Raw genomic sequence first — 21,584 nt, 5'->3', positions numbered from 1 at the left:
AATAAGCGAATTTTATCAATTCACTTATCCTTAATGATTTTCAAACCCACGCCGTTACATAATACAGGAAGATGCTCCAAAGTACGTATGTTAAGACGTTTGACTTTATTATTTAATTTATCCCATTCAAGCAGATTAGGGTTTACATGTTTTTTAAGTGATTTCCTTCTGCCATATTTCCAGCCAAGATTGACCATGTCCTTGTACCAAGATTCATGCTCTTTTTGGGCTAAAAATGTAACTTCTTTGGAAGATAATGAAACAATCTCTTCACCATACTGTTCTATGGAAACAACCTTATAACCTAATTCTGTCATGTTTTCAACCAATATCAATTGTCGCCTTTATATACTCCTTGTAGTGATGTTTGTTTATAGCATCATCATACAAAGTCAAACTGTCAAAAAACTCATCAATGTAAAGTTTAAAATTATTGTTGGGGCTCATTATCTACACCTAAAAAGTCATTGACATTATATTTATGGCTTTTGATGATAAAATGCACTAAAATAGCATAAAATAGATTACATCAATATTTAAAAAAAAAAAGAATAAAATTGTTAATTAATTCTTAACAATTTTTAAATCGACATTTTTACACATCTGTGGCAGGTTTCTGAATGTTCTTCTGTTGATGTTTTTCTTTTTAGGTTTAAGTAATTTCCATTCAACCAAATTAGGGTTAATTTTTAATTTTTCGTCCCTTACAGACCCGTATTTCCAACCCAAATTGACATTCAGTTTATACCATGCATTGTGTTCCCTTTCAGCCAGGTATTCAACGACCTCCTCATCAAACAGTTCAACGGCTTTGCCGGGAGCTGAAACATCAACAACATCATAGCCAAGTTCCGCCAATATCTTTACCAGGAAGTCCGCCTGCTTATAATTGGAATATTTGATATATTCAGGCAATTCGTCGAAGTCCTTTGTACCTTTTTCCTTTGACTGATAAAACTCATGCATCTCAATGGTAAGCATCCTAATCTTGCTTCTAACTATTTTAAGACCTATTGAATCAACCAAAGACGGGATATTTTCGACAGGATCTATATCATATTGCTGAACTTCAGGAGTTAAATCGTCCCAAGGAACCAGACAGTCGTGAATCAGTTTGGAGTCATCTCTTGGCTCCCCATAAGTCCATCCCTGACCTATTTTTTCTTCACACCATTCGTCATGCTCAAAAATAGCCAAATCGATAACTTCCTCTTTCGAAAATTCTGTTATTGCAGGTCTTTTATCAGCCTTGTTTGCCAGTTCGCATCCAATCATATTTAATTTTCTAGGAATTGAACGTGCCTGTCTGATATTAGCTATTTTCAAATGAGATGATAATTGATCGAACGGTTTTGTTTTTTCTTTAAATTTCTGTTCATCCTTTTTGGTAATTTTTTTCTTTTTCTTGTCTTCGTTGAATTGCTTTGTGGCGGTTTCTATATACTGTTCGTGGATTTTCATTGCGAGCAGTTCCACATTCCTTAGCAATGTGGAGGGGGCATTGATTTCTGATTTGACTATTTCCCTCATGATGTTTTTGTCCTGGTCCACTTCAGTGAAAACGTTCAAACCTCTTTTAAAGATTGCAGGAATAAACAGAACATTCTTAAGCAGTTCCTGCTTGTCTTCAGAAAAACCCAAACCCATTGAACCGCTGTGCACAATGTAGTCAACGTCCAGTCGTTCATTGTCTATTGTGAGTGTCAAATCGTTTACGTGGCTTCTTGCCTTATCCTTAATACCGAAAGGCTGCCTGTTCCACTCCTGAAGCTCATCACATAAAATCAGCAGATATGCGAGAGGAGATATTGTAGGGTGCAAAGCAGGCAACTCAAACGGTTCCTTTTGAAGCACATTTCTGTAATAGTTATGAAGCAGAATAGCCGTTGCACTGTCAACTATCGGATAGAAGAAGAAATCATAATTTTTAGCATATTTCTGCATTAGATGCCCATAGGAGTTTAAAACCAGTATTGCTGAGAAAAATCCATGATCAATAAATCCGTTTTCTCCCATGATGATTACAAACTCATCAAGATGTTTAGCGACTTTTTTTACATCCACATCATATGATTCGAAGTCTGTAGCTATTTTATGGGCCATAATGTCTGTAGGTTTAAACAGATTCAGGAATTTCGCATTAGGATAAACTTCTGTGAAATGATCTGCAAAGTTAGGATCGCTTTTAACAATTGTGTTGAATTCATTGAAATCTTTAAAGTCAATTGCAGTGTCAGCGACATAAGTGCTTGAAATGGATTTTACTCCATCGTTGATAAATTTATTCAATTGTTTTCCAATAATTTCAACAGGATAACCTATGTCATGGAAAAGAGCAGCTACACCCCAACGGTATAGGAACTCCTCATTAGAGATTTCATCCTTTTTAAACCTATAATATTTCTTATATGGGCTTTCCAGCACATAATTCTGGAATGCCTCCCGGTAATTTTCATTTTGCGCATATATTGCAAGACCTAAAAGGAATACGTTTACCGAATGTATAAAATGATCCCTCTGTTTTTCAATCAGATCCCCAGTGTTTTCCTCATATTTTTTCATGATTTTAACAAGTTCGAGCAATGTGTTGGGTTCATTTACAATGCTTGACTCAGTAATTTTTTCAGTTTCTGACTTTTCTTCTGCGGTAATCTGATATATCATGAAAAATGTCTGATATATTTCATATGCATTATATGCTGTTTCTTTTTCTAAAAATACATCAATTCCCGCCTTAAAAAGGTCTTTGTAGTGATGCCCATTTTTTTGGTCATCATACAAAACCAAATTCTCGAAAAAATTATCGACATATTTCTGCAAATCGTTTTCAGTCATTTAAAACACCTTACTGTATACAAGTATCCATTTTCTCTTTTAAAAACATTTCCTAAAAATCACTCGATTATGAATTTCAAACTCTTTTGAACATCCTCAATTGCGTTCAAATCCTTTGACAAATCCATATCCAGATATGTCTTGACATCAGTGTTGAAACTGGAAGACATGATAATCTGTCTTGAAAATACTTTATATGATTCGACAGGACAGTGCCCGACAATCATGAATTTGCAACCTACAATATCCAGAAAATCAACAACGTCTTGTTTTGTATAGTCATTTAGACTGTTGTACCTGTTCCATAGAAAATCATCTAGAATAGGACTTGAATAGTCGCTTTCAAAAATAATATTAAAGGCATCAATGTTTTTGACCTTGGCAGATGGTCCTGAGTGTGAAATGAAAAGTCCATTGGCAGTCCTTACAAAATATGGCATAGTTTTAAAAAATCTGATATATCTGGTCAGGTGAGGTTCAATGAAACCTTTCTTATATGACACCAGATTCTTGAATTCCTGAAGTAGAGGTTTACCCTGCTTATATATGCTTTTATTTGTAATGTGAGCCCATTCATGATTTCCCAGAAGAGCGTGGAAATTGGAATATTGTTTTGATTTGGTAATGACGTCATCCAATATCTCAACTGACTTGTCTTCATCAAAATTCAGGCCATGTATCAGGTCGCCTGTAAAGACAATGTGAAAATCAGAGTCGTTTTCATCCCATAAACTTAGATAGTGATTATAATCATCCAGATTCCCATGCAAGTCGGTGACAACGATTAATCGTCCATAATCCGGTAGTTCAACCAGTTTATCATTTAACATGTTTTTCACCATCCCTGATTTTATTAAGTGCTTTGATTGCTTTGGCTAAATCAGACGGTGAATCGAAATCTATAAAACCGTTCTGACTAGTTTTGTTAAGCACGACTGTTGGTTTAGCTAAATTTTTTTTCATTATACCACTATCTTTAATTCTATAAAAGTTTTTATATAAATGAACTAAAGCTTTTTGTTTACCAACGCTCATCAAGTTCATAAAGCAGATTGACAATCTCCAATAGATCATCAAAATCATTTAGGTTCAGGGCAAGTTCACCCTTTTCAATCAGTTCCCGGGAAAATCCTTCATTGCTTGAATAGATTCCTTCAAATTTCAGATTGGTAAAGCAGTCCCTCATGACCTCTTCAGCATTAATTGAAGTGTATTTTTCAATCAGAAGGCTGTGGAAATCATTAAGTTTTTGCAAATCCCCTGAATTTTTGATTTCATCAAAAGAACCTACTTCAAACATGTCATAATCATTTACAATCCTCATCTTATTTTCAACGTTTTCAAGAAGCAATTTAAACTCCAAATCATCATTGGCATCCGAGGTCAGCTTTTTATAGTGCTCGATGTAAATCATTGCCTGGGCAATTGCCCCGTCAAAGCTTTTTGCTATTTCCACCAATCTTTCAAGATAATCCACACCCTCAAAGTCATATGAATATCCTTTCAGGTATGAAATGTCTTTTAAAAGTTCAAAATATTGCCTGCCCGTTTCCGCAAGAGATTTTGAATAATCGTTGAGGGAAAAATTATCTTCAAGATATGGTATGCGGATTTCATCATTTGTGATGAAGTCAGGTGATTTCAAATCGAGTTTTAATTTGACATCTCCTCTGTAAAGGTTTATATCATATTCATTAAATTCGAGTCTGGCGTTGAATGTTCCGTCGATGTTTAACGGAATTCTGGTTGATTTGCCGTCACCTTTAAATTCAATATAATGGCCTAAAAATGAGAATTTGTCATCGGATGTGAATGCCATTCCTGAAATTTTACCGTCAGAAGGTTTCAAAATTACTGAAAAGTCATCATCTTTTAGTGAAATCTTTGGCTTTTTGATGCTTCCGGCATAAATTGCAGCACCTACCGATACAACAGTCAGAGGGTTTAAGGAATATTCAACATCACATGCAAACTCATCCATTATAAACTTCCGGACAACCGGACTTAGACATGACCCTCCAACCAGAATAATCTTTTCAATATTTTCAAGTTTCAATGAATTGTCTTTAAGAAGGTTATTGCAAATCTTAAATGAATATTTAACAAGAGGTTCTATAATTTCGCTGAACTCATCTCTGCTTAAATCATATGTAAAATCATAATTATCAAAAAGGTTATGAATGCATATATATGTGCTGTTTGATTCAGATAAATCTTTTTTGATTTTTTCGGCAGCATTTTTAAGCCTTGCAAATATATTCAGATACTTCGGATTGTCACGTCTGAAATCATCCAAATTCAAGTCATGAGCAATTTTGGGTCTGAACAAATCATTGACAATTTCCCAATCGAAAGCATTCCCTCCAAGATTTTCCAGCCCGTCATTAGCCAGCTTTTCAATCTCGCCATGATTATCCCTAACCAAAGTTACATTGAAAGTTCCGCCTCCCATATCATAAATCATCCATATGCCGTTTTCCTTTGAAAGCCCGTAAGCAAGTGAAACTGCAATCGGCTCCAGAATAAGTGAATATGACCTGAACCCTGCAAGTTCAGCCGCATCTCGCACAGCCCTTGTTTTGATAGGATTTGAATTTGCAGGAACACATATTACTGCATGATCGATATTTACTCCACTTTCATTAAAAACAGAAACCCTCAAATCCTTCAGAACTTCAGCGGACAGTTCTTCAGGATACATTACACGGGAAGAGTTTTCAAATTTGAATGGGATTGAAAATCCCATATTGTGCTTGAACTGACCGACTGCATTACGGCTTGACTCCAGGATAGCATTTCTTGCCTGAACACCTACCTTTACATCATCATTTTCATCAATCATCACCGCTGACGGAGTGAAATCCTCACCCGTCCTGTGATTTTTGATAATTATCGGATTGCCATCGTTATAATATGAAATGACAGAGTCGGTTGTTCCCAAATCTATTGCGTAATCAACAGTGTTTTTGTGATGTTTACGCAATTGTTTGAAATGCATTTTCATATTCTGCTTCCACAAAGACATCTTATATGCATATTTCTCACGTACTGCACTATCACAAACTACTGCAAACTCCATCAGATTAGCGCCTGCCGTCAGTTCATTCATATGAACCAGTCTGATGGCTCCTGCCACAATTTCATCGATTGAATATGTTTTAAGGGTTGCCAGCAAAGGCTTGTAAATTTTTTTAATCTCGAAATTTGAATCCATCAGATTTTCCAGAAGAACCACAGATTTAAACAGACTTCCATGGCTTTCCAGATCTATGAATATCTCCCACAAATCAATATAATGCTGATATTTCTGTTGAATCGACGGGTTGTATGCAATTGCTTCTTTGAGGAAGTTGCATGAGAGTTTATAATTTCTGCCTTTAAGGTTAACTGTAAACGCCTTTGAAATCATCTTCAAGTCAGGACGTTTTGATTTCCATATACGGAGTGTTTCAGAGTAGCATTTACGGACATCATAGTCCATTACAACTTCCTGCTCCAATATTTCAATTGCCTGGGAAAGTTTATTTTCATGCTTTGCAAGTCTGAACGCTTCCTTTAGAGAATCATTTATAATGTATTCTGAATATTCATCCTCATAGTCATCAATATTATCTGCAGAAACTACCCGACCAGACCGGTAATTGTCAATGGCCTTTTCAATGTCTGCCAACAGGTCACCTGCATCATCATACCTGTTCAGCGGATTTATTGAAAGGCATTTCATGACAATTTCATCCATCTCTGCCGAAACTTCACAGTTATAGTGGCTTGGAGGATTCAAGTCCTTTTTCCATGGCTTTAGATTAATCAACTCTTCTGTAGAGTATTTGTCAACATCATAAGGATAGCGGTTGGTTAGAAGCTGATAAAAAATAACACCAACAGCATAGACATCACTTCTTGTTGAAACATCCTTGTTGAACAGTTCAGGAGCCATATACGGCCTTGTACCTGCAATATCAATGTCAGAAATAGAAGTTGTGACCTGTTTTGCAAAACCAAAATCGGAAATTTTGATTATGATATCCCCTCTAGAATTGAAACTTAACAGAACGTTATTGGGCTTCAGGTCACGGTGTACGATTGGAGGGTTTGCAGAATGCAGAGTGTTTAATCCACTGAGGATTTGTGAAATCAAATCGAGAACACGGCCAATCGGCATGAATAAGTTATTTTCAATGAATGAATTTAAAAAAAGTTCCAAATCTCCTCCCGAGACATACTCCATTACAAAATAAGCATGGTCAAGGCCGTCACCGAAATTGGAGATTACAGCCGCATCATATATGCTTATTATGTTTTCATGCCTGAGCTGGCTTGCAAGTGTAACTTCGCGAAAAACACTTTTTTTATCTGTTTTTAGACTTAATGGCTCTTTTACAATCTTCATAGCCATTAAATTATCTAGATAGTTATGCTTTACCAGATAAACCTTTGCAAAAGATCCTTCACCTAAAAATTTTTTAACTTCAAATTTGCCATTAAAAAATTCTTCTATTAAGTGTTTTGCCTCGTCAAAGTCCACTTAAACCACCGAATTAGATTGAGAAATCTAATTGAATGAACAATAAATTACCGCACCACCGTTGCCCTTGGATAATTTTAAAAATGAATTGGCCTTGAGTTTGGTGGCCTTTCCCTTTTGAACTTCAATATCTCCAATGAAGGTTCCATTTGAGCTGGCCTCATCAATTATATACCAATCATCATTTTTAAAGAACAGCTTCAGATGAGGTTTGGATACGCTTGAAACAGTTTCATAGCTATTGTCAAGAAGAATTGAAAATGAAGCCAAATCCCCTTCGCTGAAATCGGCTCTGCGGCCAATCAAAACTGTTTCATCCTTTTTAATCTTGAATGTCTTACCCTTGTCTGCACCATTGAATACTGTCAGGACACAGTTTCCTCCATCCTTGAATTTCTGATTGGATTTATATAAATCAAAGAATGTGAAAAGTTCATCTGATAGAAAACTGATTTCCAAAAACAACTCTTCAAATGCATCCTCTTTCAGTTCATAGCCCTTAACAGTCCTTTTTCCAATTTTGTTTGGAACTTCCTTTTTAATTAAAATTTCACTGACCAGATCCGCTTCAAGAAGCTTTTTTATGTGCTGACCAAGCATTTGAGGAGTAATGCTGATATTATAATTGTTCAAAAGAATGCTGTTAATATCACGAGAATATAACGGTTCGCTGGACTGGGACTGATTGTATTTTTGGTTATCCCTTAAAATTTCCAAAATGGAAAACCTAACATTATTATTTACTGCCGCCAGTTTTTCTGAAATCAAATTGGAATCTTCTGAATCAAGAATCACGGTTTTTTTGATATTTGAATCGCTCATGAAATTATCCCCCTCTACTGCTAATATTATTAGTTTTCTTAAATTGCACTGCTTAAAACATCATGATACTCTTTAAGGTCTTTTTCACGTAAATTCAATTTTTCCATCAGTTCAGCCACAAGAGCATCAAGCAGAACCAATGCTGAAAGTTCAAAAGCTGTACCCATCAAGATCAGTTCCAGCGGACGGTAAATGTTACTAATACCATATATCTCATGAGGCAGTGCATACATTTGAGCCATTATCTTTTTATCGGCCATGTTGACTGATTTTCTTGGAAGAGCTTCCAGCTGTTTTCTAATCTCTTCATCACGTTCGAAATTCATGATTGTTTTAGGTAAAAACTCAATGAACTTATCGATGTCTTCATCTTCAAGATTGACAAGCCTTTGAGGCAGGGAATCAATCACTATTCTCGCATCTGATTTTTGGGCAAGTTCTGAATCTGTACTGCCGCAGACCGCCAGGAACTTGACGTTGTCTATTCTTGAATCCTCTACGATTTGAGTGATTGAATTGGATTTGCCTGATTTTGAAATGATAATGATAATGTCTCCGCCCTGTACAGGAGGAGCTATTGTTTCATTAAATACATATACGTAAAATCCCAAATGCATCAGCCTCATTGCAAATGCCTTTGCAACAAAACCTGATCTGCCTGCACCTGCCAGGAAAATAGTTTTTTTCCTTTTTTCAAAAGTATGCTTGTTTGAAGCTGTTAAAATGATATCTCTAAATTTGCAGATAGCTTCCTCTTGATTTTCAATTACTGATTTTGTCCTGTTAAGATTCTGCAATATTTCATCCAAGGACAAATTCATATATTTTAAATCTGACATGACAATAACCTTTCTATGCTTTAAAATTGTAAACAGGTTTTACAATATCTACTATTTTAACTGTATCATTTATATTATTTAAAATATTCTCGATTGGTTTATATGCCATAGGTGATTCATCAAGAGTACTCTGACTTACGGATGAAGTGTATATGCCATTCATTGCATTCTCATACTGCTCAAGAGACAGTTCTCTTTTTGCCTGGGAACGACTTAAAAGACGGCCGGCACCATGAGGTGCAGAGTAGTTCCAGTCTGCATTTCCCTTGCCTTTGCATATTATTGAGCCGTCACGCATGTTGATAGGGATAATGAGGACTTCATTTTTATCGGCTGAAACCGCACCTTTCCTTAAAATCATCTTATCCATGTCAATATAGTTGTGAATTGTGGTGAAGCTTTTAGAATAGTCCATTTTATACTCGCTGAGTATTGTCTCGACTATTGCCTTGCGGTTCAGGGCAGCAAAGCTCTGCATGATTTTCATGTCATGAAGGTAATCTTCAAAGAGTTTGCCTTCACAGTAAATCAGATTTTTGTTTGAGGCCATATTATGGAATCTCTTGAATTCCTTAAGTGCCTGGTTCTGGTAGTATTCACATACGTCTGCACCGATTCTGCGGCTTCCTGAATGGACAACCATTATCAAATCTCCGTCAGAAGTTTTGTTGACTTCAATGAAATGGTTTCCTCCACCAAGTGTTCCAAGATTAAAAATTCCTTCACTTCCGGCTTCTAGGTTGAAATAGCATTTGAGTTCAGTCAAATCAAAATTCTTCATGAAATGATGTGGAACAGTTCTTTTTGCATAACCGTGAGGCACTTTAGTTCGAACAATATCATCAAAGCGCCTGAAATCGATTTCGTCAGCTTCAAGATATACGACCTCCATACCGCAGCCTATATCTGATCCCACAAGGTTTGGAACGACCTTATCAGTTATTGTCATTGTGGTTCCTATGGTGCATCCGTTTCCTGCATGGATATCCGGCATCATTCTGATAGTCTGGCCTTCGGCAATCGGTTCGTTTAGAAACTGGATTACCTGAGAAATGCTGCTGTTGTCAACATCGTCTGAAAAGACCTTTGCGGTTGCATATTTACCTTTAAGTTCAAACATATTATCACCTCACTAATTGGATATTTAATTATCTTAATCTGATAATATTTAAATTATGTAAAGGGAAACCTTTAGGCAGACCAAATAAAGAGATCATTTTATTCAATTTAAATATGTTTAGTGAAAACTAAAGAATATGAAAAGCTTAATAAACAGTTTCAAATTCGCTTTTGAAGGAATAGTCAACACCGTACGTGTCGAGAGAAATCTGAAAATACAAGTTTTGGCGATGATTAGCACAGTCATACTTGGAGTGCTTTTAAAAATTAATGAATTTGAATGGATTGCATGCATTTCACTGTTCGGACTCATCATCAGTGCGGAGATGTTCAATACAGCATTTGAAAAAACGCTTGATTACGTAAATGAAGAATATGACGAAAAAATCAAGTTCATCAAGGATGCCGCAGCAGGAGCGGTTTTGGTTTTATCCATTGCTTCTGCAGTTATCGGATTGATTATTTTTATTCCAAAGATATTTTAAAATATGAATTAAAAATCAAAATTGCTTTGAAAATATAATGATGTTTTAAAAAAAATACTTTAAAAATCTTTAAAAGTTTTAAAAATATCTTCTGCTATTTCAAAAGCAGAAGCCAATTGAGAATGTTCCCGTTTTGGCCATGAATGATAATTAGTATGTTTTTTCATCCATTCCCTCAAAAAAAGAAAAACGGCATTATATTCTTGTATAAAATGTACGATTAACTGCAGACTCATATGATTTTAAATCTTTTCCAATTTCTTCTAATTCACAAGCAAAATCAATGAAATCAGTAGGTTTAATATCCTTGAAATCATTTACATTGTTTTTCAACAAAATCACCATCCACAGTCAAAATGAAATCAACATTTAATTCTTCATCATATGGAATTCCACATAATTCGCAAAAATCCCAAATATCCTGTAAAATACACAAATAAAGTTTATCTTCTTGTTTTAGTGATAAATCGGCTGCATAACGAATATAATACTGGATTCTTGGATTTCATTCCTCATCAAAATTATCCTGATAACAATAAGTTAAACAAGGATATTTAGGAATAACTTTCTATTTTAAAAAGGCATAAATCGAATTGTATGGTTCGGGATTTTGAATAATGACCTCATCAAGATTTTTCAAGATAGTCTCACCTCCTCAAATCTGCAATAAATAATTGATTTTTAATTATTTCAACTTAACGAAGTGTGTAAAGTTACAATTGTGCAAATATGCATTTAAAAGATGTTATATAAAGTTTTCTTTGAAATAAAATCAATATTTAGAAGTGAAAACAATTTTAGCAATCTAAAGCAAGAATTAAATAAAAAAATCAAGGACAAATTTTTGACCTTACCTTTTTCAGGACACGACATATTTCATTAAAACATGCGTCATAGGCATTGAAATCCCCTCCGGCAGGATCATTGATGTCATAAGGATATTCGCCTATGAACTGCCTGATTGTACACACCTTCAAGTCAGGATAATATATTTCAATTTTATTTTTATGATACATTTCAAAAGTCAAAACCAAATCCATCTCTGCAATGTCTGAATCCCTGAAATATGTTGCAGTGTGATTTGTTATGTCAATTCCATGAGACCTGCACACTTCAACAGTTGTTTTTGAAGGGATTTTCCTCTCAAACATGCCAATCCCTGATGAGCAAACCTCCACATCACTGCACATCTTTTTAAATATGGCCTCCGCCATTGCACTTCTTGAAGTGTTTGCAGTACAAACAAACATTATTCTCATAAAACACCTCTTAAGTTTTCATTTTTCCCAAAATTACTGTTTTTTAAAAAACAAATGCATACCTTAACAGAAAAACATCTATTAAAAGTTATATTCATTTAAATATTTAAATTGGCTAAATTATTTAATTTACCTGAAAAATTGAACAAAAAAAATTATGGTATAAAGTTTTAGCTTTATGCCATTTATTAATATTAATTGAAAAACTATTTGATAGGTGTTGATGAATGTTTATCAATAAATTTTGGCTTAATTTTATAAACCTGAAAACCATCCCTGACTTATCTAATTCTTTCATTAACCATTGCTATTTTTACATATTAACGAATTTTAAGTGATTATGATGTTAAAAGACTATATTGAATGTAAAATAAGAGAAGCTTACGAGTATATGCAGAATGACACACAAAAAGCACTGGAAATTTTTGATGAAATATTAGAAATAGAACCAGAATGCATTGATGCACTGAACGGGAAAGCGTCAACATTGATGAAGCTCGACAAATTTGAGGAATCCGAAAAATACTACAACAAGTCATTATCAGTTCGTCAAAATTCATCAGCATTTTTAAACCTCGGCATCATCAGCAAACACCAAAATGATTTCAACCAGGCCATTGAATATTACGATAAAGCTTTGAAATTAAATCCCCATCTAGAAAATATAGTCAAAATCCTCAAAGATGAAATCAACGAAAAAAATGATGTCATAGATTTGGACAAGTTTTCACGTGAAGCCAGAAAACATATCAAAAAAGGTATTGAACTTAAAGATGAAAACAGGTTATGGGATTCTCTGGATGAATTCATGAAAGCTATTGAGGAAGATTCTGAGTGTAAAAAAGAAGTAAACATCATGATAGAAGACATTAAAAGAACATTTGAAAAAGAGTTCATTTATGAGGACAGCGAATTCAACATCAACAGCAAAATTGACAGAATAAAGATGCAGGCACTCAAAGCACTGATTAAGGACAACAACCCCGAAAAGGCATTGACATTGATGGATCTTGTACTTGAAATTGATGAAAACGATGTCAATATTTTGAATCATAAGGGAGGGGTGCTTTTTATATGCAATAAGAATCAGGAAGCCATTGACTGCTTTGACAGATGCATAAATATTGACAAAAACTATAAATGCGTACTGTTCAATAAGGGGATAGTGCTGAGAGTGATGAATCGTTTGCCTGAAGCTTTGACCTGCTTTGATGAACTTTTAAAAATACCTCAAAACTATAATAAAGTCAAACCATATCAATTAGAAATTTTAAATAAACTCCACAACCAATCCACGAATAAAAATTAAAAAAAATAAATCTTACATTTACAACTTATTTTCGAGAAGAATTTTTTCCAAGGCCTCTTTAATCTCTAAAAAACAATCTTCATAAGTTTTCAAATCACCGCTGATGGGATCTGAAATGTCGGGATTTTCATAATCTCCCGAGTACTGTTTGATTGTATACACACTGACATGAGGATACAGCATTCTGATTTTTTCCCTATGGGATTCCTCTGCAGTCAGCACCAAATCAGCAGTTTCTATTTGTGACTGGTCTAAAGGCCTTGAACGATGGTGAGTCAAATCAATTCCATGATTATCACAGACAATCACAGCCTTATTTGATGCAGAATCCCCTGGAAAAGCTAAAAGGCCTGCAGATGATACCTGAAATTTGGACAAATCTGCAATATCCTTAAATATGGCTTCAGCCATAGGGCTTCTACAAGTATTTCCAGTACATACAAAAAGTATTTTCATATTATCGCCCGAGTCCTATGATTTGATTCATAATCTGAATTTTAATTTGAGTAATCCCATGCTTTGAACCAACTCCCGAGATTCAAGACAGTTATATTTTCAGTCTTTTCAATCTCGTTTAGTTTTCCAAAATCTGTTCTTTCATATTATCACTGAAAATAATTTATTCCACAGAATATTTAAATTGTTTAAACAAATCACTTTAATCAAACATTCAATATAAAGAAATTGCTTTATGCAATTTATATTAACCCAAATCAAACTTATACAGGAGGTGATAAAATGTGCGGAATTGTTGGATGCATTTTAAAAGATAATGGAAATGTAGCCCCAGTTCTATTCAAATGTATTTCAAATCTTGAATACAGAGGATACGATTCAGTGGGTTTGGCTACTTACGACAATAAAATCAATGTCAAAAAAGCAAAGGGAAACATCAAAAGCGTTAATGAAAAGATGAATTTTGAAAAAATGAAAGGCAGTTTAGGAATTGCGCATACAAGATGGGCTTCAACAGGAAGGCCTACCGATGAAAACGCCCATCCTCATCTTGATGAAAGCGGAAGCGTGGCAATTGTGCACAACGGCACTTTGGAAAATTACACCGAACTTAAGGAAAATCTGATAACAAAAGGCCATAAATTCAAATCAACGACCGACAGTGAAGTAATAGCTCATCTAATAAGAGAAAACATCAACAAAGGAAACGATCTTGAGCATGCATTAAGAAAAACCGCTGAACTGCTTAAGGGATCATATGCAATTGTTGCGATTTCAGACGCTGAAGAAAAGATAGCAGCAATCAGAAAGGATTCCCCACTGATTTTGGGCTTTGGTAAAAAAGGATACTATGTAGCATCCGACACTCCTGCAATTTTAGAATACGCACGTGACATCATAAGGCCTGAAGAAGGTGAAATTGCAGTTTTGGATAAAAACGGCATCGAAATTCACGATGAAAACGACAATGTCATTGAAAGGAAAACCACCAGAATAACCTGGACACCTGAAATGGCCAAAAAAGAAGGATATGATCATTTCATGATTAAGGAAATCATTGAACAGTCACAGGCCGTTAAAAACACATTGGGCCAGAAAGACAAAATCAAAAAGGTGCTTGAAAGAATAGGAGAAATTAAAAGGATTTCATTTGTTGCCTGCGGAACTTCATATCATGCATCCATTACGGGGAAATATCTTATTGAATCTTTTGGCGGAATTCCGTGTGATGTTGTAATTGCATCCGAGTTCAGATACACCGCAAAAACCTGGGATGAAGATACATTGGTAGTATTCATATCACAATCAGGTGAAACCGCTGATTCACGTCTTGCCCTAAAGCAAGCAAGAAAAACCTCCAAAACATTAGCAATAGTCAATGTTGCAGGCTCAGCAATGTGCGATGAAGCGGAATTTGTCATTCAAACACAGGCAGGTCCTGAAATTGGAGTGGCAGCAACTAAAACATACATTGCACAGCTTACTGCAATCTATATGCTTGCCGGACTGATTTCAGAAGATGACAAACTGATCAGTGAACTTTACAACGTTCCGAAATACATCAATGAAGTCACAGCAAAAAGAGATGAAATTAAAAACATTTCAAAAAGATATGACTTTGCAGACAACGCATTCTATCTAGGTCGTGGATTTTCATATCCTATTGCCCTTGAAGGAGCCCTGAAACTTAAAGAGATTACATATATCCATGCTGAAGGATATGCTGCAGGGGAGTTGAAACATGGCCCGCTGGCTTTAATCAATGAAAATGTTCCAGTCATCATCGTCGCACCTCAGGGTGATGATTATGACAAGACAAGAACCAATCTTGAGGAAGTGAAGGCACGTGGAGCCATCATACTGACCGTTGGATGTGAAGGTGACGAAAAGTTGGCTAAAAATTCAAAGGAATTCATTGGAATTAACCCAAAAGTCGAAGACATTCTGGCACCTTTGGTATATATCGTGCCTCTTCAGCTGATTTCATATTACGTGACCCTTGATAAGGGTTATAATCCTGACCAGCCAAGAAATCTCGCAAAAGTCATTACAGTTTAATCATGAAGTGCAATATTCTTCATGATTGCTTTAATTTTTTAACTAGTCAATAGAAAAAACTAAATTATTTTTATAGTGATTTTTAATTTAAACAGAGAATTCGCAATTTAGAAGAAAATTAAAAAAAGACATATGCATATCTCACTAAAATTGATGAACTTATTGTGATTTTTCAAGTTCAGACAATCTTTTTCGAGCTGCATTCTGAAATTTATTTTTGAACCTTCCATTTTTAATATAATTTAAAAATTCCATATCATTTAAACGACTGCAGGCTGCCTGCCTTACATCACCATGATAATCGTTTAAAAAAATCTCCTTTAAAACTTCATCGTCGCTTATCTTTAAAGCAGCTTGCCTTCTTACGTGATAATCCCTGTCGTTTAATGCAAAATCAATCAATAAGGACTCATCAGCCATATTTGGATTTGACACCACACCCTGTCTTACATATGACTCATTTTCATGGCTTGCAATGTCCTTTAAAATGGATTCATCCCTGACAAAGGTTGCAGCAACGCCTCGGACAGTATATTTGCAGTCATTTAAAGCCAAATAATTGATGACATCTTCATCATCAAAATTAGGATTTTTTAAGGCCTGGCAGCGAACCCGCAAATCATAGTCAAAAAGTGCAATGTTACTTAACACGTCACAATCACACAGATTAGGATTCCCGGCGGCATACCAGCGGACTTTCCATCGGGTATCCGGACAGACCAGATACGGATAGACGTAACACATGTCCACGGACTTTCCTGCAATGATTTTAGGTGCCTTGTAAATTGATTTTTCAATAATATCAATCAGTTCTGATTCATTCTTGACTTTTTCAACATCAAAAGGATTGATAAGCAATTTTGAATCAGGTCTGTGAAATTTCAATTTCCTATAAGCAAAAAAACAGTTATAATCTTCAAATTCATTGAGCAATATTTCCTCGAGGACATCCCCGTCACACAGATTAGGATTTTTAATGGCTTCCTTTCTGATTATCCAATTTTCATCGTTCAAAGCCAAATCGGCCAAAATTTCCTCATCAGTTTCGTTTTTGACATTGTCCAAATTCTCCATATTAGCACCAATAGAGAATTAATTTATCAAATATCTTAAATCATATAAAGAATCAGCTTTCATCTTCTTTTATATCTTCATCATTTTTTTCATCGGAAACTTCTTCAGTTGATTCAGTTTGCTCTTCAGGAATTTCTTCAACATAATATGGATTATACCAGAAAGGATATGATGAAAGTGACATGCACCCGTCAAAGAGGTTTGACATGTTCTCTACGGCGGAAACATTCCATCCGCTTATTGAAGAAGCGTCCGCCAAGGACCTGCAATCACAGAACATGTGATCCATACTAGTTACGTTGGAAATATCCCAACCACCGATTGAAGACAAATCAGTTAAAGACCTGCAATGCTCAAACATGCCTGAAAGCACTGTGACATTTGTCATTTCCCATTCCCTGAGTGAGGAAATGTTGTCCAGACCAATGCATCCGAAAAACATTCCTTTCATGTTTTCCACATTGCTTACATCCCAATATCCTAAAGAGATAACGTTTACAAGTGAAATGCAATTCCAAAACATGGCCCTCATGAATTTTACTTTGGAAACGTTCCAGTTTCTAAGCGGAGCCACATTGCTCAGTGAAAAGCATCCTAAAAACATTCCATTCATGTCAACGACATTTGAAACGTCCCACTTAAACAGTGAAGTAATATCAGTCAGGAATTTGCATTCGTGAAACATGAATTTCATGTCGGAAACCTTCGAAACATCCCAGAATCTTAAAAATGAAATATCAATCAGAGAATTGCACTTTGAAAACATTCCGGTCATGTTTTTCGCCTTATCGACACCGAATGCAAATACTGCCTTAAGTGAAGTCAATCCGGCATAGCGCTCTGTCAAATCCTCAATGCCTGTGAGGTCCTCGTTGACATATAGTATATCCTGTCTGTTTGAAACATCATCCCAGCTGGTTAGATTGCTTCCGTCCTTTAGAATAATCAGTGTTTTGAATTCGCCCAAATCAAATATGCCTTTTGTTGTATGATTGAAACTGTCAAACTCTTTAAGAGAGCTGTTTGTTCCGACAAATTCCCCATCAACAAACCACATAGGATATTTTTTCAGGTTTTCACAGGCTTCAAACACATCTATGACATTTGAAACATTTCCAAAAATCCAGAAATCAAGAGCACTGACATCTTCAAGTGCCCTGCAGCCCTTAAACATCTCTGCGATGCTTTCCACATTTTTCACGTTCCATTTCCTTAATGGGGAAACGTCTTCAAGTGTCTCGCAACAGAAAAATGTGGCTTCAAATGTTTTCACATTGCCGACATCCCATTTTTCCAATGCTGAAATGTCGTTAAGCATTTCACAATTTTCAAATAACTCAAGCAGACTTCCGGCATTGGATGTGTCCCAAAACTGCAATGATGAAATATCCTCCAAAGACAGACATCCGCTAAATAGGGAATCCATAGATTTGATATTTGAGGTTTTCCATGTTTTTAATGGTGAAATGCTTATCAGTGAAGCACAATCCTTAAACATCTCATTGACAGTCATGAAATTTGAAGTGTCCCATTTTTCAAGAGAAGAGATATTTTCCAATCTCACACAACCTTTAAAAAGCCTGTTGGCAGATATGATATTTTCGACCTTCCATTTTTTTAATGATGAAATGCTTTCGATTGAAACGCAACCTTCAAAAAGACCATCAATCCGTGTTATGTTTGACAAATCCCATGACTTTAAAGGGGAAACGTCCTTTAATGATGTGCAATTGGAAAAAAGATATAATAAACTTGAATTATGGGCCATCTTGCTTAAATTCCATTTTTTAAGTGCTGAAATGTTTTTTAATGATTCGCATCCGCTGAACATTGCAGTTATATTGAATACCTGTGACAAGTCCCATTTTTCCAATCCTGAAAGTGATTCCAGAGAATTGCAAAATTCAAATATGCAGCCCATATCCTGAACTCTGCCGACGTCCCATTTGGACAATGCGTCGATTTTTTTTATACTGGAACAATCGCTAAACATGTAATGCATATCTGTGACATTGCTGACATTCCAATCGGCAAGTGCAGATATGTCTTCAAGAGAATAGCAATTGGAAAACATGTTTGAAGTATTTTCCAACATTGACACGTTCCAATTTTCAAGGGAAGAAATATCAGCCAGACTGGCGCATCCTGAAAACATCCCCTGCATATTTTTTACGCCTGAAACGTCCCATGACTTTAATGATGAGATATCCTTGAGAGATTCACATCCGAAAAACATCTCCTCCATGTTGTCGACTTCACCAAAACCAAATGCGACAATTGCCTTGAGGTTTGTAAGACCAGCATATCTCTGCTTTAAGTCCGTGATTCCAAACAGATCTTCACTGATAAAAACAATGTCCTCTTTGTTTCTTACATTTCGCCAACTGGTTAAATTGGAACCGTCATTCAGGATGATTAAAACGTTGAATTCATCCAAATCGTAAATGCTTCCAGTGGTTGTATTTAAAAGCTCAAATTCCCGAATCTCTCTACTTATCATAATACCAAACTACGTTTATAAAATTATAATTATATTATGTAAAATGAGATATATAAAATTTTTAAGCATACATAAATATTGTCAAGTTTTTCTAATGAATCTGAAAATCATCACTCTAATGGAGTTATAAATAATCTGAAAACACACTGCCTAATATCTGTCAAAATGAACTTTGGACTCATCATATCTAAGTTTGACATCACTTTCTACTGCAGGATATCCGACACATATCACTGAGAAAGGAATGCAGTTATCAGGAATATTCAGATATTCTTTAAGCTTCAATGTCCTATCCTCAATCGGGTAAAATCCGAGCCACACTGCACCGAGACCTTCATGGGTTGCCTGAAGCAATATGTTTTCATTGCATGCGCCAAGATCCTGTTCAATCATCATAGGAAATCTTGCCCAGCTTTCATTTCCAAGAGTGACAATAAGATGGGATGCATTTTCTGCAGGCTTTGCAAACTGATGCATTTTCGAAATTGCCAACTTGTCCTCATCTTTTGAAACCACAATGAATTCCCATGCCTGCTGATTTCCTGCAGACGGTGCCTGCATTGCCGCCTTTAAAAGGTTTTCTATTATTTCATCCGGAACTTTTTCGTCTCTATATTTGCGTATGCTGTGTCTTTCAAATATTGAACTCATCTAACCACCAAATAATTCTTCAATTTCCTCACGTACATAAGGATAGTCATTGCTGTCAGTCAGGATTTGAATCTGGTCTGAATACTGGATATGTAAATCCTCATCTGCTATGATGTATTTTCCGTTTCTAATTACTGATACGACAATTGCATTTTTCGGAAATGGAATGTCCTTGATTTTAAAATTGATGTAATTGCAGTCAAGCGGAACAACATATTCTGATAAAACATGTTTTGAAGGTTTCTTAACAAATTCCTGATTCTTGTTTAAAAGCAATCTGTCATACAATGATTCATAAATCGGATTGTTGCCCAAAAGTGTAGGTACAACATATGCTATCAATGATACAATTATCATTGCAACAAGGGATTCTGTTGAGCCTGACATCTCGGCCAAAAGAACAATACCGGTTATCGGGCTTCTGACGGTTGCGGCAAAAAATCCCGCCATTGAAATAACAATAAACTTATAAATGAGGTCATGCTGAAGTCCTAATGCCGGAACAAAGACTGAACCGAATACCGCACCAATATATGCTCCTAAAACCAAAATAGGTAAAAATATACCCCCAGGAGCTCCTGATGAGAATGAAAACATTGAAAAGAGATATTTCAAAAGCAAAAGTAAAATCAAAACTCCCAAAGATGGAACTGCCAAATCAAGCATGTCCATCATGAAGTGTCCTCCGTCGCTGATTTCAGGAATTGTAAGTGCCACAACACCTGACACCATAAACACCAGCACGAACTTAAGCCAGGAAGGGATTTTAAGCCTTGCCACAATATCGCTTGATTTAATCATTCCCACATTGTATACATAGCCCAAAAGACCTATCAGAATTCCGAGAATTATTAAAACCCAGTAGGACTCCAGTGGAATGTCATAAATCGGGAATGACAATATGGTGCTCTGACCAAAGATTACCTTGGATATGAAATCAGAAACAATAGCTGAGACTAAAGCGATAAATATTAAAGTTTTATCAAATCCATGATTTATCTCTTCAAATACAAAAAGCACACCTGCAAGAGGTGCATTGAACGCTGCAGTAATACCGACAGCAGAACCCACCAATATCAATCTCAGTTCATCGGTTTTAGATCCCTTAAACAGTTTTGCAATTCCTTTTCCGGCCATTCCTCCAATCTGAACTGACGGACCTTCCGGACCTAAAGAAAGACCTCCTAAAGCAGTGATGACACCGGCAACAATCTTGGATACCAAAACCTTAGCCCAATTTGCTTCCATATGTCCTTTTACCTCTGCATATACCTGAGGTATTCCGCTTCCGGCCGAATCCTTTTCCCATTTAATTAGGAAATCTATTAAAAAACCCATGACCGCAAGAGCCACAAAAAATAGAATAATGTATAATACGTTTCCATGTATAATACTCAGAAATCCTCTTAAAACACTTTCTGAACCTGCAAGTAAAAAACGGTACAGACATACCATCAATCCCGCAAATATACCGACTAAAACCCCTTGAACGGTTAGTCTGAAAATATATTTAGGATTTTCCGCCACAGATTTTAAAGTTCTTTCAAGAGCATTCATTATATATTATATTATCCTAATCCATATAAGTTATTTTCATGTCTTCAAAAAAATACTTAAATTTTCCTGCCATTTGTTATTTAAACTATTCAAAA

Annotated in this window: 19 protein-coding genes; 3 read left to right on the top strand and 16 right to left on the bottom strand. The window is 35.6% G+C overall.

Features of this window, described 5'->3' with window-relative positions; translation table 11 throughout:
• Nucleotides 1-20: 20 nt before the first annotated feature.
• The 9 genes from ACKI2P_RS05870 to ACKI2P_RS05830 all read right to left on the bottom strand — a co-directional run bounded on the left by ACKI2P_RS05870 (nucleotide 21) and on the right by ACKI2P_RS05830 (nucleotide 10,141).
• Complete coding sequence (locus ACKI2P_RS05870; protein ID WP_407375890.1) at nucleotides 21-317, bottom strand: RyR domain-containing protein; 297 nt, start codon at nucleotides 315-317, stop codon at nucleotides 21-23.
• A 4-nt stretch (nucleotides 318-321) separates the two neighbouring features.
• Nucleotides 322-447: a hypothetical protein gene (locus ACKI2P_RS05865; RefSeq protein WP_407375889.1), complete on the bottom strand. Its 126-nt coding sequence runs from the start codon at nucleotides 445-447 to the stop codon at nucleotides 322-324.
• Nucleotides 448-564: 117 nt separating this feature from the next.
• Nucleotides 565-2,835 carry a RyR domain-containing protein gene (locus ACKI2P_RS05860; RefSeq protein ID WP_407375887.1) on the bottom strand — a complete coding sequence of 757 codons (2,271 nt, stop codon included), beginning with the start codon at nucleotides 2,833-2,835 and terminating at the stop codon, nucleotides 565-567.
• A gap of 59 nt (nucleotides 2,836-2,894) precedes the next feature.
• Nucleotides 2,895-3,665 carry a metallophosphoesterase gene (locus ACKI2P_RS05855; RefSeq protein WP_407375885.1) on the bottom strand — a complete coding sequence of 257 codons (771 nt, stop codon included), beginning with the start codon at nucleotides 3,663-3,665 and terminating at the stop codon, nucleotides 2,895-2,897.
• Nucleotides 3,655-3,798, bottom strand: coding sequence for a hypothetical protein (locus tag ACKI2P_RS05850; protein WP_407375883.1), 144 nt, complete (start codon nucleotides 3,796-3,798; stop codon nucleotides 3,655-3,657). Before ACKI2P_RS05850 ends, ACKI2P_RS05855 begins: the two co-directional genes overlap by 11 nt.
• 58 nt (nucleotides 3,799-3,856) lie before the next feature.
• Nucleotides 3,857-7,360: an Hsp70 family protein gene (locus ACKI2P_RS05845; protein WP_407375881.1), complete on the bottom strand. Its 3,504-nt coding sequence runs from the start codon at nucleotides 7,358-7,360 to the stop codon at nucleotides 3,857-3,859.
• A 27-nt stretch (nucleotides 7,361-7,387) separates the two neighbouring features.
• On the bottom strand, nucleotides 7,388-8,182 hold the full coding sequence (locus tag ACKI2P_RS05840) for an FHA domain-containing protein (RefSeq protein ID WP_407375879.1): 795 nt from the start codon (nucleotides 8,180-8,182) through the stop codon (nucleotides 7,388-7,390).
• Between the two features lie 38 nt (nucleotides 8,183-8,220).
• Entirely contained in the window at nucleotides 8,221-9,021 is an 801-nt protein-coding gene (locus ACKI2P_RS05835; protein WP_407375877.1) for an SIS domain-containing protein, read from the bottom strand.
• A gap of 13 nt (nucleotides 9,022-9,034) precedes the next feature.
• On the bottom strand, nucleotides 9,035-10,141 hold the full coding sequence (locus tag ACKI2P_RS05830) for an RtcB family protein (RefSeq protein ID WP_407375876.1): 1,107 nt from the start codon (nucleotides 10,139-10,141) through the stop codon (nucleotides 9,035-9,037).
• 136 nt (nucleotides 10,142-10,277) lie between these two features.
• Between ACKI2P_RS05830 and ACKI2P_RS05825 the strand changes: the two genes are divergently transcribed.
• On the top strand, nucleotides 10,278-10,625 hold the full coding sequence (locus ACKI2P_RS05825) for a diacylglycerol kinase family protein (RefSeq protein WP_407375874.1): 348 nt from the start codon (nucleotides 10,278-10,280) through the stop codon (nucleotides 10,623-10,625).
• A gap of 195 nt (nucleotides 10,626-10,820) precedes the next feature.
• Here the strand turns inward: ACKI2P_RS05825 and ACKI2P_RS05820 are convergent, their stop codons facing one another.
• Together ACKI2P_RS05820 and ACKI2P_RS05815 are read right to left on the bottom strand one after the other, a co-directional pair.
• Entirely contained in the window at nucleotides 10,821-10,958 is a 138-nt protein-coding gene (locus tag ACKI2P_RS05820) for a hypothetical protein (protein WP_407375872.1), read from the bottom strand.
• Nucleotides 10,959-11,455: 497 nt separating this feature from the next.
• Nucleotides 11,456-11,884, bottom strand: coding sequence for a hypothetical protein (locus ACKI2P_RS05815; protein ID WP_407375870.1), 429 nt, complete (start codon nucleotides 11,882-11,884; stop codon nucleotides 11,456-11,458).
• 343 nt (nucleotides 11,885-12,227) lie between these two features.
• Here ACKI2P_RS05815 and ACKI2P_RS05810 point away from each other — a divergent pair, with 343 nt between their 5' ends.
• Nucleotides 12,228-13,193 carry a tetratricopeptide repeat protein gene (locus ACKI2P_RS05810; RefSeq protein WP_407375868.1) on the top strand — a complete coding sequence of 322 codons (966 nt, stop codon included), beginning with the start codon at nucleotides 12,228-12,230 and terminating at the stop codon, nucleotides 13,191-13,193.
• Nucleotides 13,194-13,211: 18 nt separating this feature from the next.
• Here ACKI2P_RS05810 and ACKI2P_RS05805 read toward each other — a convergent pair whose 3' ends face one another.
• On the bottom strand, nucleotides 13,212-13,649 hold the full coding sequence (locus ACKI2P_RS05805; RefSeq protein WP_407375867.1) for a low molecular weight protein arginine phosphatase: 438 nt from the start codon (nucleotides 13,647-13,649) through the stop codon (nucleotides 13,212-13,214).
• A gap of 282 nt (nucleotides 13,650-13,931) precedes the next feature.
• Here ACKI2P_RS05805 and glmS point away from each other — a divergent pair, with 282 nt between their 5' ends.
• Nucleotides 13,932-15,707: a glutamine--fructose-6-phosphate transaminase (isomerizing) gene (gene glmS / locus ACKI2P_RS05800; RefSeq protein WP_407375865.1), complete on the top strand. Its 1,776-nt coding sequence runs from the start codon at nucleotides 13,932-13,934 to the stop codon at nucleotides 15,705-15,707.
• Between the two features lie 159 nt (nucleotides 15,708-15,866).
• Here the strand turns inward: glmS and ACKI2P_RS05795 are convergent, their stop codons facing one another.
• The 4 genes from ACKI2P_RS05795 to ACKI2P_RS05780 form a co-directional block, all read right to left on the bottom strand.
• Nucleotides 15,867-16,781, bottom strand: coding sequence for a HEAT repeat domain-containing protein (locus ACKI2P_RS05795; protein ID WP_407375863.1), 915 nt, complete (start codon nucleotides 16,779-16,781; stop codon nucleotides 15,867-15,869).
• Between the two features lie 52 nt (nucleotides 16,782-16,833).
• Complete coding sequence (locus tag ACKI2P_RS05790; protein ID WP_407375861.1) at nucleotides 16,834-19,281, bottom strand: BspA family leucine-rich repeat surface protein; 2,448 nt, start codon at nucleotides 19,279-19,281, stop codon at nucleotides 16,834-16,836.
• A gap of 150 nt (nucleotides 19,282-19,431) precedes the next feature.
• The gene (locus ACKI2P_RS05785) at nucleotides 19,432-19,932 is read right to left on the bottom strand and encodes a nitroreductase family protein (RefSeq protein ID WP_407375859.1); all 501 of its coding nucleotides are present in this window, start codon (nucleotides 19,930-19,932) and stop codon (nucleotides 19,432-19,434) included.
• The gene (locus ACKI2P_RS05780) at nucleotides 19,933-21,489 is read right to left on the bottom strand and encodes a ClC family H(+)/Cl(-) exchange transporter (protein WP_407375857.1); all 1,557 of its coding nucleotides are present in this window, start codon (nucleotides 21,487-21,489) and stop codon (nucleotides 19,933-19,935) included.
• Nucleotides 21,490-21,584 lie beyond the last annotated feature (95 nt).

Origin of the sequence: Methanobrevibacter sp. (assembly GCF_045541095.1) — an archaeon.
In the GTDB taxonomy this organism is placed as follows: Archaea; Methanobacteriota; Methanobacteria; order Methanobacteriales; family Methanobacteriaceae; genus Methanocatella.
The sequence above is the reverse complement of the archived record's forward strand: the minus strand, read 5'-3'. Positions and strand labels throughout refer to the sequence as shown.